This window comes from Streptomyces sp. NPDC002825, from assembly GCF_040295385.1.
Lineage (GTDB): Bacteria > Actinomycetota > Actinomycetes > Streptomycetales > Streptomycetaceae > Streptomyces.
Window position 1 is genome coordinate 82,768 of record NZ_JBEOVH010000029.1, and the last position, 13,435, is coordinate 96,202.

A 13,435-nucleotide genomic window follows, 5' to 3' on the forward strand; every position below is an offset into this window, starting at 1 on the left:
CTCACCTGCCTACGCCTGCGTCTCAGGGCCCTGAACGGCCCCTGAACGCCCTACGCTTGAGTCCCATGGACGCACTCGCCGGACTTCTCGACGGGCCACGGGCCAAAGGCGCCTTCCTGCTCCGCATGATCATGGAGCCGCCGTGGTCCGTACGCATCGAGGACGAGGCCCCGATCTGCCTCATGTGCGTCACCGAGGGGGAGGCCTGGATCGTCCCCGACACCGGAGCCCCCGTCCTGCTGCGCCCCGGGGACATCGCGATCGCCCGCGGCCCCGAGCCGTACACCGTCGCCCACACCCCCGACGCCCCGCCCCGCGCCAGGATCGGCCCCGACGGCCGCTGCACCACCCTCACCGGGGAGCCGCTCGCCCAGTCCATGCGCCTCGGCGTCCGCACCTGGGGCAACGCCCCCGACGGCGGCACCACCGTCCTCGTCGGCACCTACCTGATGGACGGCGAGGTCGGCCGCAGACTCCTCGACGCCCTGCCCGGCCTGGCGCACCTGCCCGCCGAGGTGTGGAACTGCCCCCTCATGCCCTTCCTCGACGAGGAGATCTCCCGCGACGAACCAGGCCAGAGCGTCGTCCTCGACCGGGTCCTCGACCTGCTGCTCATCGCCGCCGTCCGCGCCTGGTTCTCCCGGCCCGGGGCCGAGGCGCCCGCCTGGTACCGCGCGATGGGCGACCCGGTGGTCGGCCGGGCGCTCCGGCTGCTCCAGAACGACCCGGCGCACCCCTGGACCGTCGCCTCGCTGGCCACGAAGTCGGGCGTGTCCCGGGCCGCGCTCGCCCGCCGGTTCACCGACCTCGTGGGGGAGCCCCCGATGGCGTACCTCACCGGCTGGCGGCTCGCGCTGGCCGCGGATCTGCTCCGCGAGCCGGACGCCACCGTCGAGTCCGTCGCCCGGCAGGTCGGCTACAGCGGCGCGTTCGCCCTGAGCGCCGCCTTCAAGCGGGTCCGGGGCGTCAGCCCGCAGGAACACCGAAGCCGCAGCTGACCGAGAGCGGCCGGGGCCGGGGCGGGGGCCGCGACCGAGGCATCGACCATGACCATGACCGCGACCGGGACCGTGACCGCGACCAGGGCCGCGACCGGGACCGTGACCGCGACCGCGACCGCGACCAGGGCCGTGACCGTGACCGTGACCGGGACCGCGACCGCGACCAGGGCCGTGACCGCGACCGTGACCGCGACCGGGACCGTGACCGAGACCGCGACCGCGACCGAGGCCGGGACCAGTGGCGCGACCGCTCCCCGGACCACGGTCCGGACCGTCCGGGCGATGTTGCCGGACCGGCAACATTTCTCGCGCCCCCGGCCGTCCCGCCGCACCCTGGAGCCATGAGCCAGCATCGCGAGTCCCACCACGGCCACCAGCACGGCGCTGGTCACGGCCACCGTCACCACGATCACACCCACCTCGACTGGAACGAGTTGGCGCCGCTCCTGGAGCGGCAGGCCGAGATCGCGAGCCCCGCCTACGCGGAGGCCGCCGCCTGGCTGGGCACCCTCGCTCCGGTGCAGGGCGTCCGCCGGATCCTCGACGTCGGCAGCGGTCCGGGCGTCGTGACCAGCCTCCTCGCCGAGGCCTTCCCGGCCGCCGAGACGGTCGCCGTCGACGGCACCCCCGAACTCCTCGCCCGCGCTCAGGCCCGCGCGGAGGCCCGCGGCCTCGGGGCCAGGGTCTCCACCCTCCACGCCGAACTCCCCGAAGGCTTCGGCACCCTGGGGCGGGCCGACCTCATCTGGGCGGGCAACTCCCTGCACCACCTCGGCGACCAGAGCGCCGCGCTCGCCGAGTTCGCCGGCATCCTGAACCCCGGCGGTCTGATGGTCCTCGTCGAGGGCGGCCTGCCCACCCGGCACCTGCCCTGGCACATCGGGATGGGCCGCCCCGGCCTCGAAGCCCGGCTCGACGCCGCCAACGCCGACTGGTTCGGCGAGATGCGCGCCGAACTCCCGGACTCCAAGGACGAGCCGGACGACTGGCGGGCCCTGCTCGCCGGAGCCGGACTCACGCCCGCCGGCACCCGCACCTTCCTCACGGACGTGCCCGCCCCGGTGTCCCCGGTCGTCCGGGAACTGGCCGTCGCCCACTACGAGCGCCTCCGGGACGGCTTCGGCGCCCGCCTGGACGCGGAGGACAAGGAGACCCTCGACCGGCTCCTCGACCCGGCCGACGCGCTGTCCCTGTACCAGCGCACGGACCTCTTCCACCTCACCGCCCGCACCGTGCACACCGCCCGGAAGGGCTGATCCCGCACCGGGCCCGGGTCAGGACACCGGCTCCAGCAGCCACCACTGGAACGGCGAGTCGGTGTCCTCCCACTGCCGGATGCCCGCCCCGTCCTCCTTCGACGCGTCGGCGACCTCAAGCAAGAGGCCGCTGATGAAGCTCACCAGGGCCACCGTCCCCGGCGACTGGAGGTCCTGCTCGATGATCCACTCCTGCGCGCCGAAGTTGTTGGCCTTCCACTGCTGGATGCCGGCGCCGTTCTCCGTGGACGCGTTCGCGACGTCGAGCCGTTTGCCGCTGGCCGCGTTGACCAGGTGGTAGAGCCCGCCGCCGTTCGGCACGGGCGCGATGTGCCAGTGCTGTCCGGGAGTTCCGTTCCCGGCGCCCTGCTGCACCTTCGCGCCGCTGCGGCTCGACCCCTGGTACACCTCGAGGAGCAGTCCGCTCGCCACGTTCCGCACCCGGTAGAGGCCCTTTCGTACGGGCTCCGGGGCACCACTCACCGTACCGACTCCTTCTCCTCGCCGGGCAGTTGCGCCCGCTGCCGTCACACCGCGCCGCACCCCTCAGGGCCGTCTCCGACTCTACGTCCGGGGTACGACAACGACCCCGGCCGCCGCCCCGCCCGGCAGGACCGGCTGGCACGATGGGCCGGTGACCGATCCTGATCTTCGTACCCTGTTCGACGACCCCGCCGAGGTCCTGCGCCAAGACCGCGCCGAGCTCCGTGCCCGCCTCGACGCCCTGCCGGAGGAGCACGGCGGCGTCGGCCGCGAGGTGTTCACCCAGGCCGAGGCGGTGTTCGGGAGCGCCCCGGTGACCTCCGCCGAGTTCGCCTCCTGGCTGCACTTCGCGGCGACCGTCCTCGGCCACCGGGAGTACGCGGAGCGTGTGGCCGCCGCCGAACCGGGGCTGCCGTGGCGGACGGTGTGGGCCTGGTGGCGGCCGGTCGGTGCCCACGAGGCCGCGCCGAACCTCAGCGGCGACCGCTCCGCCGAGGTGTACGAGGCCGGCGGCACCCTGCTCCTGAAGGTCTGGGCCCTGTGGTGCGAGGACACCTGGTTCGACCTCGCCACCGGCCGCCCCCGGCCCGTCCCCGCCGAGGGCACGGCCGAACCGTACGAGGAGAACGAGCCGGACGGACCCTGGCTGTTCGACGGCGACGAGGAGTCCTGGGCGCTGCGCAGCCCCGAAGCCTGGGAGGAGCCGATCCCGCTGGAGGGCGGCCGCTACGTCTTCCTCGACGCGCGGGGAGTGGCCGTGGTGGAGCAGAACGACACGGCCCTCGCCGACTGGCCGACGGGCGGTGCCGATTCCTCCGGCCCGGAACCGGCGGACGGCGTGCCGTGGTTCCTGCCCGGCACGAGGAACGCGGACGGGCCGCTCACCGCGGCCCGGCTCGACGGGGTCTTCGGTCCCTCCGGGGTCCTCCGTGTCCCGGCGGCCGAGCTGCCGGCGGCCCTGACGCACGTCCCGACCAGGACCCTGCTCTCCGAGGGCGGACTGCCCCGTCACTGGGGGGCCGGCGTCACGTCCTTCGCGCTCGCCGACGAGCCGCTGGGCCCGGGCCCCGAGGGCATGCTGCGCGTGGGGGAGTTCGACCTCGGGTACTGCGACCCCGGGGAGGTCTTCGTCCACCCCGGGACCGGCGCCGTCGGCCTGCGCCAGCCGGACGGCAGCCACGGCCCCGGCGGCGACGCCGTCTTCCCGCTCGTCCGCGACCTGGAGTCCTTCGTGCGGTTCCTCGAGGGCGTCCGCCGGCACATGGGCGCCTGCTGGGACCCGTACCCCGGAGAGGAGGGCGTGGAGACGTTCCTCCGGGCGATGACGGAGGTGGACGCCGACGCGCTGAGCGACGGCGCGCCCGGCGCCGGGGTGTGGGAGCACCTCTTCGCCTCGATCACCGAGCTCGGCGTGGACGGCTACTGAGCCGGCGGACCGCCGAGGCGGCGCGCCGGCCCCACCGTCTCCGGTTCCTTCAAGCGCCGACGTTGAACTCCGCAGGGTTCGGGCCCAGTCGGCGGCTCTCGTCGAGGGCCGCGATCGCCGCCAGGTCCTCGGCGTCCAGCTCGAAGCCGAAGACGTCGATGTTCTCCCGGATCCGGGACGGGGTGACCGACTTCGGGATCACCACGTTCCCCAGCTGGAGGTGCCAGCGCAGCACCACCTGGGCCGGCGTCCGCCCGTGCTTGTGGCCGATCGCGACGATCGCCGGGACGTCCAGGAGCCCCCGGCCCTGGCCGAGCGGCGACCACGCCTCGGTCGCGATGCCGTACTTGGCGTGCGCCTCGCGCGACTGCGCCTGGGCGAGCTGCGGGTGCAGCTCGATCTGGTTGACGGCGGGCACGACGGAGGTCTCGCCGATCAGCCGCTCCAGGTGCTCCGGCAGGAAGTTGGACACGCCGATGGCCTTCGCGCGACCGTCCGCGAGGATCTTCTCGAACGCCCGGTACGTGTCGACGTACGCGTCCTTCGCCGGCACCGGCCAGTGGATCAGGTACAGGTCGACGTAGTCGAGGCCCAGCTCGTCGAGGGAGGCGTCGAACGCGCGCAGCGTCGAGTCGTACCCCTGCTCGCTGTTCCACAGCTTCGTGGTGACGAACAGGTCCTCGCGGGCGATCCCCGACTGGGCGACGGCACGGCCCGTGCCCCGCTCGTTCTCGTAGATCGCGGCGGTGTCGATCGAGCGGTACCCGGCCTCCAGGGCCGTCGCCACGGCCGCCCTCGCCTCGTCGTCCGGCACCTGCCAGACGCCGAAGCCCAGCTGCGGCATGCTCACGCCGTTGTTCAGGGTCACCGAGGGAACGTTGCTGTCCGTGCTCACGTGGGGTGGGTCCTTACGTCGATCGGGGTCGTACCGAGCACCCGGGAGATCCGGGCACTCCCCACGTCAACGATCACAGACCGACCCGCATTCCGGCAGCCTGACACCGCCCGTCAGCCGTACACCTTCCGTCACCCGGGGAACCGCCGTCACCCGTACAGCGCCGCGACCTCCGCCGCGTACGCCCGCTCGATCGCCTTCCGCTTCAGCTTCAGGGAGGGGGTGAGCAGCCCGTGCTCCTCGCTGAACGGATGCGCCAGGATCCGGAACGTGCGGATCGACTCCGCCTGTGAGACCAGCGTGTTCGCCGCCACCACCCCGCGCCGGATCTCGGTCTCCAGGGCCGGGTCGCGCACCAGCTCCGCCGGGGAGAGCGGCGCCCGCCCCTGCATCGCCAGCCAGTGCTCCACGGCCTCGTGGTCCACCGTCACGAGCGCGGCGATGTACGGGCGGTCGTTGCCGACCACGATGCACTGGGCGATCAGCGGATGCGCCCGCACCCGCTCCTCCAGGGCGGTGGGGGAGACGGTCTTGCCGCCCGAGGTCACCAGGACCTCCTTCTTCCGTCCGGTGATCGTCAGATAGCCGTCCGCGTCGAGCGCACCGATGTCGCCGGTGGCCAGCCAGCCGTCGTTGAGGACGGCGGCCGTCGCCTCGGGGGCGTTCAGATAGCCGGAGAAGACCTGGCCGCCGTGCAGCCACACCTCGCCGTCCTCCGCGATGTGGACCGTCGTCCCCGGCACCGGCTGGCCCACGGTGCCGTACTTGGTCCGCCCCGGGGGGTTCGCCGTGGCGGCGGCCGAGGACTCGGTGAGCCCGTACCCCTCGAAGACCGTGATCCCCGCGCCCGCGAAGAACAGCCCCAGCCGGCGGTCCATCGCCGAACCGCCCGACATGGCGTGCCGCACCCGCCCGCCGAGGGCCGCCCGCACCTTGACGTACACCGTCTTCTCGAAGAACTGGTGCTGCACCCGCAGCGCCGCCGAAGGCCCCGGACCGGTCCCGAAGGCCTTCTGCTCCAGCGCCTCCGCGTACGCGACCGCCACCTCCACCGCCTTGTCGAAGGGGCCCGCCTTCCCCTCTCCCTCCGCCTTGCGGCGCGCCGCGTGGAAGACCTTCTCGAACACGTACGGCACGGCGAGCACGAAACTCGGCCGGAACGTCACCAGGTCCGGAAGCAGCTCGGCCGCCGCCATCACCGGCTGGTGGCCCAGCTTCACACCGCCGCGGACCGCCGCGACCTCCACCATCCGGCCGAAGACGTGCGCGAGCGGCAGGAACAGCAGCGTCGAGGCCTGCTCGTCGGGCCGCGAGCGGAACACCGGCTCCCAGCGGCCCATCACCATGTCCGTCTCGAACATCAGGTTCGCGTGGGTGATCACACAGCCCTTGGGCCGGCCGGTCGTCCCCGAGGTGTAGATGATCGTCGCGATCGTCTCCGGGGTCACCGCCCGCCGGTGCCGGTGCACGACCTCCTCGTCGATCTCCGTGCCCGCCGCCGTCAGCTCGCCCACCGCGTCCGCGTCCAGCTGCCACAGCCGCTGGAGCCGGGGCAGCCGGTCGATCACCGAGCCGATCGTCATCGCGTGGTCCTCGTGCTCCACCACGCAGGCCGTGACCTCGGCGTCGTGCAGCATCCAGAAGACCTGCTCGGCGGAGGAGGTCGGATAGACGGGCACGGGCTGCGCGCCCACCGCCCACAGGGCGAAGTCGAAGAGCGTCCACTCGTACCGGGTCCGGGCCATGATCGCGACCCGGTCGCCGAACCGCACGCCCTCCGCGATCAGCCCCTTCGCGAGCCCCAGGACCTCGTCCCGGAACCCCGCGGCGGTCACGTCCTGCCACTGCCCGTCCGGGCCCTTGCGGCCGAAGGCGATCCGGTCCGGCTCGGCCAGGCCGCGGTCGAACACGGCGTCCGCCAGACCGCCGACCTGAGGCGCCGCCTCGACGGGCGGCACGGTGAACTCGCGCACTGACCTGCTCCTCGACGGCTCGTGGCTGGAAAAGCCCGTTGTCGCACTCCGTACGGCGCCGGTGACGGTACCCCACACGACCGGCCGGGGGGAGGGCCTTCACCAAGCCGGGACATTCCGCGTTCGCACAGGTCAGAGCCGGTGAGACGGCGAAGTCGGAGGCGTCCCGGGGGCGTTACTGACCGGACGGTACGTCCTCCGGGGGCGAATCTCCACGGAATCTGTACGGCCCGCTCACGCCCCCGACTCCGAAGCGCCGCGACGACGTCTTCCAGCCGTCCGCTCAGCGGTATCGCGACACCGGTCACCGTTCGCTGAGCGGTGCCGCCCCGCCCCGTCGCCGTCCGCCGAGCGGTGCCGCCGCGGCCGGTCGCCGTTCGCTCAGCGGGGGCGCCGCGCTCGGTCGCCGTTCGCTCAGCGGGGGCGCCGCACCCCGTCGCCGCCCGCCAGGATCGCCTCCGCCAGCGCGTCCGCCGCCTCCTGGGTCTCCCCGCCCCGGCGCCCCTTGCGCAGCACGAAGCCCACGTCCCCGAGCTCCGGAAGCCCCGCGCGGGCCGGCACCGGGACGAGCCCCGGCGGCACCAGGCCCCGGGTGTGCGCCATCACCCCGAGCCCCGCGCGGGCCGCCGCCACGTTCGCGCTCAGGCTGGAACTCGTGCACGCGATCCGCCACGCCCTGCCCTGCGCCTCCAGGGCCTCCAGCGCCCGCGCCCGGGTGATGCCCGGTGGCGGGTACAGGATCAGCGGCACCGGCCGGTCCGGATCGAGCCGCAGACCCGGCGCCCCGATCCAGATGAGCGCGTCCTCCCACACGAGCCGCCCCTCGCTCTCCGCCCCGCGCCGCTTGGCCAGGATCAGATCGAGCCGCCCGGCCGCGAGCCGCGCCTGGAGCGTCCCGGACAGCTCGACCGTCAGCTCCAGGTCGACCTCGGGATGCTCGCGGCGGAAGGACTCCAGGATCTCCGGCAGCCGGGTCGTCACGAAGTCCTCGGACGCGCCGAACCGCAGCCGCCCGCGCAGCCGCGTCCCGCCGAAGAAGGCCGCCGCCCGCTCGTGCGCCTGGAGGATCGTGCGCGCGAAGCCGAGCATCGCCTCGCCGTCCTCCGTCAGCTCCACGCGGTGCGTGTCCCGCGCGAACAGCGGCCGGCCGGTCGCCTCCTCCAGGCGCCGCACGTGCTGGCTGACGGTCGACTGACGCAGCCCGAGCCGGTCCGCGGCCCGCGTGAAGCTCAGCGTCTGGGCCACGGCGAGGAAGGTGCGCAGCTGGGTGGGCTCGTACACCCCTCGACGTTATCGCGAACCATGATGACAGTGAGAGGGCTGTACGGGATTCCCGATCACCGGGCCGTGGAGCAGGATGGACGTGCGCGACCCCCGTAGGAGCACTGGAGCCCATGACCCCCCGCACGCCCGGCCGCACCCCGCGACTGCCCCTTCGTCTGCCGTCCTGGCTGCCCGTCGACGGCTACGTCCTCGCGCTGCTCGGCACCGTCGCCCTCGCCGCGCTCCTCCCCGCGTCCGGGGCCGCCGCGACGGTCACGGGAGGCGCGTCGACCGGGGCCGTCGCCCTGCTCTTCTTCCTCTACGGGGCCCGGCTCTCCACCCGCGAGGCCCTCGACGGCCTCAAGCACTGGCGGCTGCACCTCACCGTCCTCGGCTGCACCTTCCTGCTCTTCCCGCTCCTCGGCCTCGCCGCGCGCGGTCTCGTGCCCGGCGTCCTCACCCCCCAGCTCTACAGCGGCTTCCTCTTCCTCTGCCTGGTGCCGTCCACCATCCAGTCCTCGATCGCGTTCACCTCGATCGCCCGGGGCAACGTGCCCGCCGCGATCTGCGCCGGCTCGTTCTCCTCGCTCGCCGGCATCGTCCTCACCCCGCTGCTCGCGGCCCTGCTCCTGGGCAACAGCGCGGGCGGCCTCTCCGCCGACGCGCTCCTGAAGATCGTGCTCCAGCTCCTCGTGCCCTTCCTGACCGGACAGTTCCTGCGCCGCTGGGTCGGCGGCTTCCTCGTCCGCCACAAGAAGGTCCTCGGCTACGTCGACCGGGGCTCGATCCTCCTCGTCGTCTACACCGCTTTCAGCCAGGGCATGGTCGCCGGCATCTGGCACCTGGTCACCCCCGCGCGGCTCGGCGCGCTGCTCGCCGTCGAGGCCGTGCTCCTCGCGGTCATGCTGGCCCTGACCTGGTACGGGGCGCGGCGCCTCGGCTTCGGCCGGGGCGACCGGATCGCGATCCAGTTCGCCGGCTCCAAGAAGAGCCTCGCGGCCGGGCTGCCGATGGCGAGCGTCCTCTTCGGCCCGCAGGCCTCGCTGGCCGTGCTGCCGCTGATGCTCTTCCACCAGATGCAGCTGATGGTCTGCGCGGTCATCGCGAAGCGCCGCGCGAGGGACCCGGAGGCCGCCGAGGAAACCGGGACGGACCCCGAGCCCGTCCCCACGGCGGTACCGGCGACCGGCACCTGACGCCGTACCGCCAGGGACTCCGCACCTCTGTGTCCCCGGTGGCCCGGCCCCGTACCCGCCCCGACAGGAAGTCCCGGCACCCGCCCCCCCACAAGGGGGCCCGGCACCCGCCCGTACCCCCACCCCGTCGGCCGGATCACACCCACATCCGCACCGTGATGATCATCCGGGCCGCTACGGTGCTCCCATGCCCGCACTCGATCCCGGCCGCACCGCGCTCGTCCTCGTCGACCTGATGGAACGCATCGTCGCGCTGCCCCTCGCCCCCCGTCCCGGCACCGACGTCCTCACCGCCGCCGCGCGGCTCGCCGACACCTTCCGGGACGCCGGCGCGCCCGTCGTCCACATCCGCGTCGAGCGGCCGAACATCGACACCCAGCCGCCCGGCAGCGCACTCGTCCCCGACCTCGTCCGGGACGGCGACCCCGTCGTCGTCAAGCGCACCATCGGCGGTTTCCAGGACACCGGACTCCACGAGCTGCTCGCCGGACTCGGCGCGACCACCCTCGTCCTCGGCGGCATCGCCACCAACCTCGGCGTCGAGTCCACCGCCTGCGCCGCCTGCGACCTGGGCTACGACCTCGTCTTCGCCGAGGACGCCATGTCCGCCCTCACCGCCGACGAGCACCGCGCCTCCGTCGACCTGGACTTCCCGCGCCTCGGCACGGTCGCCCCCGTCTCCGCGATCACCCTGGACGGCCCCGAGTGACCCCGGTCCCGATACGGTACGGGGCCCGCCCCTGCTCCCTCGTCGTCTGCCGCGGCTGCTGCTGCGGCGACGCCCGCAAGAACCCCGGCACCGACCACGCCGGGCAGCTCGCCCGCCTCCGCGAGGCCGCCGCGGCCTCCGGCGGCCGGCTCGCCGTCCGTACGAGCGAATGCCTCGGTCCCTGCGCCCAGGCGAACATCGTCGTGGTCCAGCCCTCCACCGAGGGCCGGCGGCGCGGCGGCCGGGCCGCCTGGATCGGCTTCACCCTGGACGAGGACTGCCTCGACGACATCCTCGCCTGGACGGCCGCCGGCGGCCCCGGCATCGCCCCGCCCCCGGAGACCCTCGCCCTCCAGATGATCGACCCGCCGAAGAACTGACCGGTCCGTCAGAGCGCGATCCGGTGCTCGCCCGCGTACACGTTCATGTTCGGTCCGCGCAGGAAGCCGACCAGCGTCAGGCCCGTCTCGGCGGCCAGGTCCACGGCGAGCGAGGACGGCGCGGACACCGCGGCGAGCACCGGTATCCCGGCCATGACCGCCTTCTGCGCCAGTTCGAACGAGGCCCGCCCCGACACCAGCAGCACCGCACGCTCCAGCGGCAGCAGCCCCTCCCGCAGCGCCCGTCCCACCAGCTTGTCCACGGCGTTGTGCCGGCCGACGTCCTCCCGTACGTCGAGCAGTTCGCCGTCCTCCGCGAACAGCGCCGCCGCGTGCAGCCCGCCGGTCGAGTCGAAGACCCGCTGGGCCGCGCGCAGCCGCTCCGGGAGCACCGAGAGCAGCTCCGGGGCGATCCGCAGCGGAGGAGTGTCGGCGATCGGGAAGCGGGCGGTGGTGCGGACCGCGTCCAGGCTGGCCTTGCCGCACAGCCCGCAGGAGGACGTCGTGTAGACGTTCCGCTCCAGCGTGATGTCCGGGACCGCCACGCCGGGGGCCAGCTGCACGTCCACCACGTTGTACGTGTTCCGGCCGTCCTCCGTGGCGCCCGCGCAGTACACGATGTTCCGCACGTCCGAGGCGGCCGCCAGGACCCCCTCGCTCACCAGGAAGCCGGCGGCGAGCGCGAAGTCGTCGCCCGGCGTGCGCATGGTGATCGCGATCGGCCGTCCGTTCAGCCGGATCTCCAGCGGCTCCTCCGCCACCAGGGTGTCGGGCCGCGTGGTGACCGCCCCGCCCCGGATCCGCAGGACACGCCGTCGCTCGGTGACCCGTCCCATCGTGACCGCACTCGATTCTCTCCGCAGGGAAGGCCGGGAAGGCCCTGACCGCCCCATTCTCCGCCACGCCCCACCACCGCACGCGCGTCCGCCCACCCGTCCCTCCCCGGCCCGTCCGCCCCCGGGCCCGTCTGTCCCGGGCCCGTTGTCACGGTCGGCCAAGCGATTCGGGGGAATGTTGGTGGTTTACGTCACCTGTTACTGATCAGTCGCTGGCAAGACTGGGTGGTCCTGCCGGACGAACGAACCACCTAGGGGGTCCCGAGTATGACGGGCACTCGCATTGCCGCGCTCGGGCACTACCAGCCCGCCAAGGTGCTGACCAACCACGACCTCGCCGAACTGGTCGACACGAGCGACGAGTGGATCCTCAGCCGGGTCGGCATCCGCACCCGGCACGTCGCCGGGCCCGACGAGCCGGTCGACGAGCTCGCCGCCCACGCGGCCGGCAAGGCGCTCGCCACCGCCGGCCTCACCGCCGGCGACATCGACCTCGTCCTCGTCGCCACCTCCACCGCGATCGACCGCTCGCCCAACACGGCCGCCCGCGTCGCCGCCCGCCTCGGCATGGGCTCGCCGGCCACCATGGACCTCAACGTGGTCTGCGCCGGCTTCACCCACGCCCTGGCCACCGCCGACCACGCCGTGCGCGCCGGGGCCGCCCGCCGCGCCCTCGTCATCGGCGCCGACAAGATGACCGAGATCACCGACTGGACCGACCGCACCACCTGCGTCCTCACCGGTGACGGGGCCGGCGCCGCGATCGTCGAGGCCACCGAGGCCGACACCGGCGCCATCGGCCCGGTCCTGTGGGGCTCCGTCCCGGAGATGGGCCACGCCGTCCGCATCGAGGGCACCCCGCCGCGCTTCGCCCAGGAGGGCCAGTCCGTCTACCGCTGGGCCACCCAGCAGCTGCCCGCCCTCGCCCGGCAGGCCTGCGAGCGCTCCGGCATCGCCCCCGAGGACCTCGCGGGCGTCGTCCTGCACCAGGCCAACCTGCGGATCATCGAGCCGCTCGCCGCGAAGATCGGCGCCGTGAACGCGGTCGTCGCCCGGGACGTCGTCGACTCCGGCAACACCTCGGCCGCCTCCATCCCGCTGGCCCTGGCCAAGCTGGTCGAGCGCGGTGAACTGCCGTCCGGCGCCCCGGTCCTGCTCTTCGGCTTCGGCGGCAACCTGTCGTACGCGGGACAGGTCGTCCGGGTCCCGTAGGAGGCGGCCCGCGCGCCGCCGTGACCCGTTCGGCGGAGACCGGTGGCGGCGGGCCTGGCGCGGACCTAGCTTCGATCGCGGTGAGGGTCGTCCCTTCCCGGACGCGGAATCGCTCCGCGTCCGAGCCCTCGCGTGATCTGGAGGACCGCCATGCGCGCGATACGTGCCGCTTCCGCCGCCCTGCTCAGCGCCGTCGCCGTCGTGTCGGTCGCGCCCCTGGCCCTGGCCGGCGACGGCAACAACAACATCACGTCGTTCGGCTTCTCCGTCACCCCCGCCACGATCGCCCCCGGCGGCACCGTCACCCTCACGTCCGAGGGCTGCGAAGTGCCGTCCGTCACCGTCACCTCCGGCGTGTTCGAGACCGTGACGCTCAACGAGGGCCGCCCGGGCACCGCGACCGTGGACGTCGACGCCAAGGCCGGCGCCCAGTACGAGATCACCTTCGACTGCAAGGGCGAGCGGGGCACCACCCAGCTCACCATCGCCGAGGGCGGCGACACCGGCGGTACCACCGGGCACGACACCGGCACCCACACCCCGGCCCACAAGGGTGTGAAGGCCGGCTACGGGACCGCCGCCGCCTCCGGCGCCGACGCCGACGGACTCGGCACCACCGAAGTCGTCACCGGCGTCCTGCTCATCGCCGGAGCGCTCGGCGCCGCCGTCGTGCTCACCCGCCGCCGCGCCGACGGCCGCACCTGACGGCCGGGACCCCGGGGGCCCGAAACGGCCCCTCCGCCCCGGTGTGACGAGGTCCGGGGCGGAGGGGCGCCAGCAGCACACGGCACACGAGGAGGAGCGC

14 protein-coding genes are annotated in these 13,435 nt (G+C 73.8%); 8 read left to right on the forward strand and 6 right to left on the reverse strand.

The window, feature by feature from the left end; translation table 11 throughout:
• The first annotated feature begins 65 nt into the window (after positions 1–65).
• Positions 66–998 (forward strand): AraC family transcriptional regulator, encoded by a 933-nt coding sequence (locus tag ABT041_RS30065; protein WP_351190321.1) that lies wholly within the window; start codon positions 66–68, stop codon positions 996–998.
• On the opposite strand, the gene ABT041_RS30070 is transcribed toward ABT041_RS30065, so the two are convergent.
• Positions 917–1,354 (reverse strand): hypothetical protein, encoded by a 438-nt coding sequence (locus ABT041_RS30070; protein ID WP_351190323.1) that lies wholly within the window; start codon positions 1,352–1,354, stop codon positions 917–919. The genes ABT041_RS30065 and ABT041_RS30070 overlap by 82 nt on opposite strands.
• On the opposite strand from ABT041_RS30070, the gene ABT041_RS30075 reads away from it, so the two are divergent.
• The gene (locus ABT041_RS30075; RefSeq protein ID WP_351190325.1) at positions 1,343–2,257 is read left to right on the forward strand and encodes a class I SAM-dependent methyltransferase; all 915 of its coding nucleotides are present in this window, start codon (positions 1,343–1,345) and stop codon (positions 2,255–2,257) included. The two genes, ABT041_RS30070 and ABT041_RS30075, sit on opposite strands and share 12 nt — an antisense overlap.
• Before the next feature lie 18 nt (positions 2,258–2,275).
• On the opposite strand, the gene ABT041_RS30080 is transcribed toward ABT041_RS30075, so the two are convergent.
• Positions 2,276–2,740 carry an RICIN domain-containing protein gene (locus tag ABT041_RS30080; protein ID WP_351190327.1) on the reverse strand — a complete coding sequence of 155 codons (465 nt, stop codon included), beginning with the start codon at positions 2,738–2,740 and terminating at the stop codon, positions 2,276–2,278.
• Between the two features lie 151 nt (positions 2,741–2,891).
• Between ABT041_RS30080 and ABT041_RS30085 the strand changes: the two genes are divergently transcribed.
• The gene (locus ABT041_RS30085) at positions 2,892–4,166 is read left to right on the forward strand and encodes an SUKH-4 family immunity protein (protein ID WP_351190329.1); all 1,275 of its coding nucleotides are present in this window, start codon (positions 2,892–2,894) and stop codon (positions 4,164–4,166) included.
• A gap of 49 nt (positions 4,167–4,215) precedes the next feature.
• On the opposite strand, the gene ABT041_RS30090 is transcribed toward ABT041_RS30085, so the two are convergent.
• The 3 genes from ABT041_RS30090 to ABT041_RS30100 form a co-directional block, all read right to left on the reverse strand.
• Positions 4,216–5,010, reverse strand: a complete 795-nt coding sequence (locus ABT041_RS30090; protein WP_351190382.1) for an aldo/keto reductase — start codon at positions 5,008–5,010, stop codon at positions 4,216–4,218.
• A gap of 200 nt (positions 5,011–5,210) precedes the next feature.
• Positions 5,211–7,034, reverse strand: coding sequence for an AMP-dependent synthetase/ligase (locus ABT041_RS30095; RefSeq protein WP_351190331.1), 1,824 nt, complete (start codon positions 7,032–7,034; stop codon positions 5,211–5,213).
• Between the two features lie 414 nt (positions 7,035–7,448).
• Complete coding sequence (locus ABT041_RS30100) at positions 7,449–8,315, reverse strand: LysR substrate-binding domain-containing protein (RefSeq protein WP_351190333.1); 867 nt, start codon at positions 8,313–8,315, stop codon at positions 7,449–7,451.
• Between the two features lie 113 nt (positions 8,316–8,428).
• Here ABT041_RS30100 and ABT041_RS30105 point away from each other — a divergent pair, with 113 nt between their 5' ends.
• The 3 genes from ABT041_RS30105 to ABT041_RS30115 all read left to right on the forward strand — a co-directional run bounded on the left by ABT041_RS30105 (position 8,429) and on the right by ABT041_RS30115 (position 10,582).
• A complete protein-coding gene (locus ABT041_RS30105) occupies positions 8,429–9,493 on the forward strand; it encodes a bile acid:sodium symporter family protein (protein WP_351190335.1) in 1,065 nt (354 codons plus the stop codon).
• Positions 9,494–9,680: 187 nt separating this feature from the next.
• The gene (locus tag ABT041_RS30110) at positions 9,681–10,202 is read left to right on the forward strand and encodes an isochorismatase family protein (protein ID WP_351190337.1); all 522 of its coding nucleotides are present in this window, start codon (positions 9,681–9,683) and stop codon (positions 10,200–10,202) included.
• Positions 10,199–10,582: a (2Fe-2S) ferredoxin domain-containing protein gene (locus tag ABT041_RS30115; protein WP_351190339.1), complete on the forward strand. Its 384-nt coding sequence runs from the start codon at positions 10,199–10,201 to the stop codon at positions 10,580–10,582. Before ABT041_RS30110 ends, ABT041_RS30115 begins: the two co-directional genes overlap by 4 nt.
• 8 nt (positions 10,583–10,590) lie before the next feature.
• Here ABT041_RS30115 and fdhD read toward each other — a convergent pair whose 3' ends face one another.
• Entirely contained in the window at positions 10,591–11,418 is an 828-nt protein-coding gene (fdhD, locus tag ABT041_RS30120; protein ID WP_351190341.1) for a formate dehydrogenase accessory sulfurtransferase FdhD, read from the reverse strand.
• A 267-nt stretch (positions 11,419–11,685) separates the two neighbouring features.
• Here fdhD and ABT041_RS30125 point away from each other — a divergent pair, with 267 nt between their 5' ends.
• Both ABT041_RS30125 and ABT041_RS30130 read left to right on the forward strand, forming a co-directional pair.
• Positions 11,686–12,630, forward strand: coding sequence for a beta-ketoacyl-ACP synthase III (locus tag ABT041_RS30125; RefSeq protein WP_351190343.1), 945 nt, complete (start codon positions 11,686–11,688; stop codon positions 12,628–12,630).
• A gap of 150 nt (positions 12,631–12,780) precedes the next feature.
• The gene (locus ABT041_RS30130) at positions 12,781–13,335 is read left to right on the forward strand and encodes a hypothetical protein (RefSeq protein WP_351190345.1); all 555 of its coding nucleotides are present in this window, start codon (positions 12,781–12,783) and stop codon (positions 13,333–13,335) included.
• Positions 13,336–13,435: the final 100 nt, after the last annotated feature.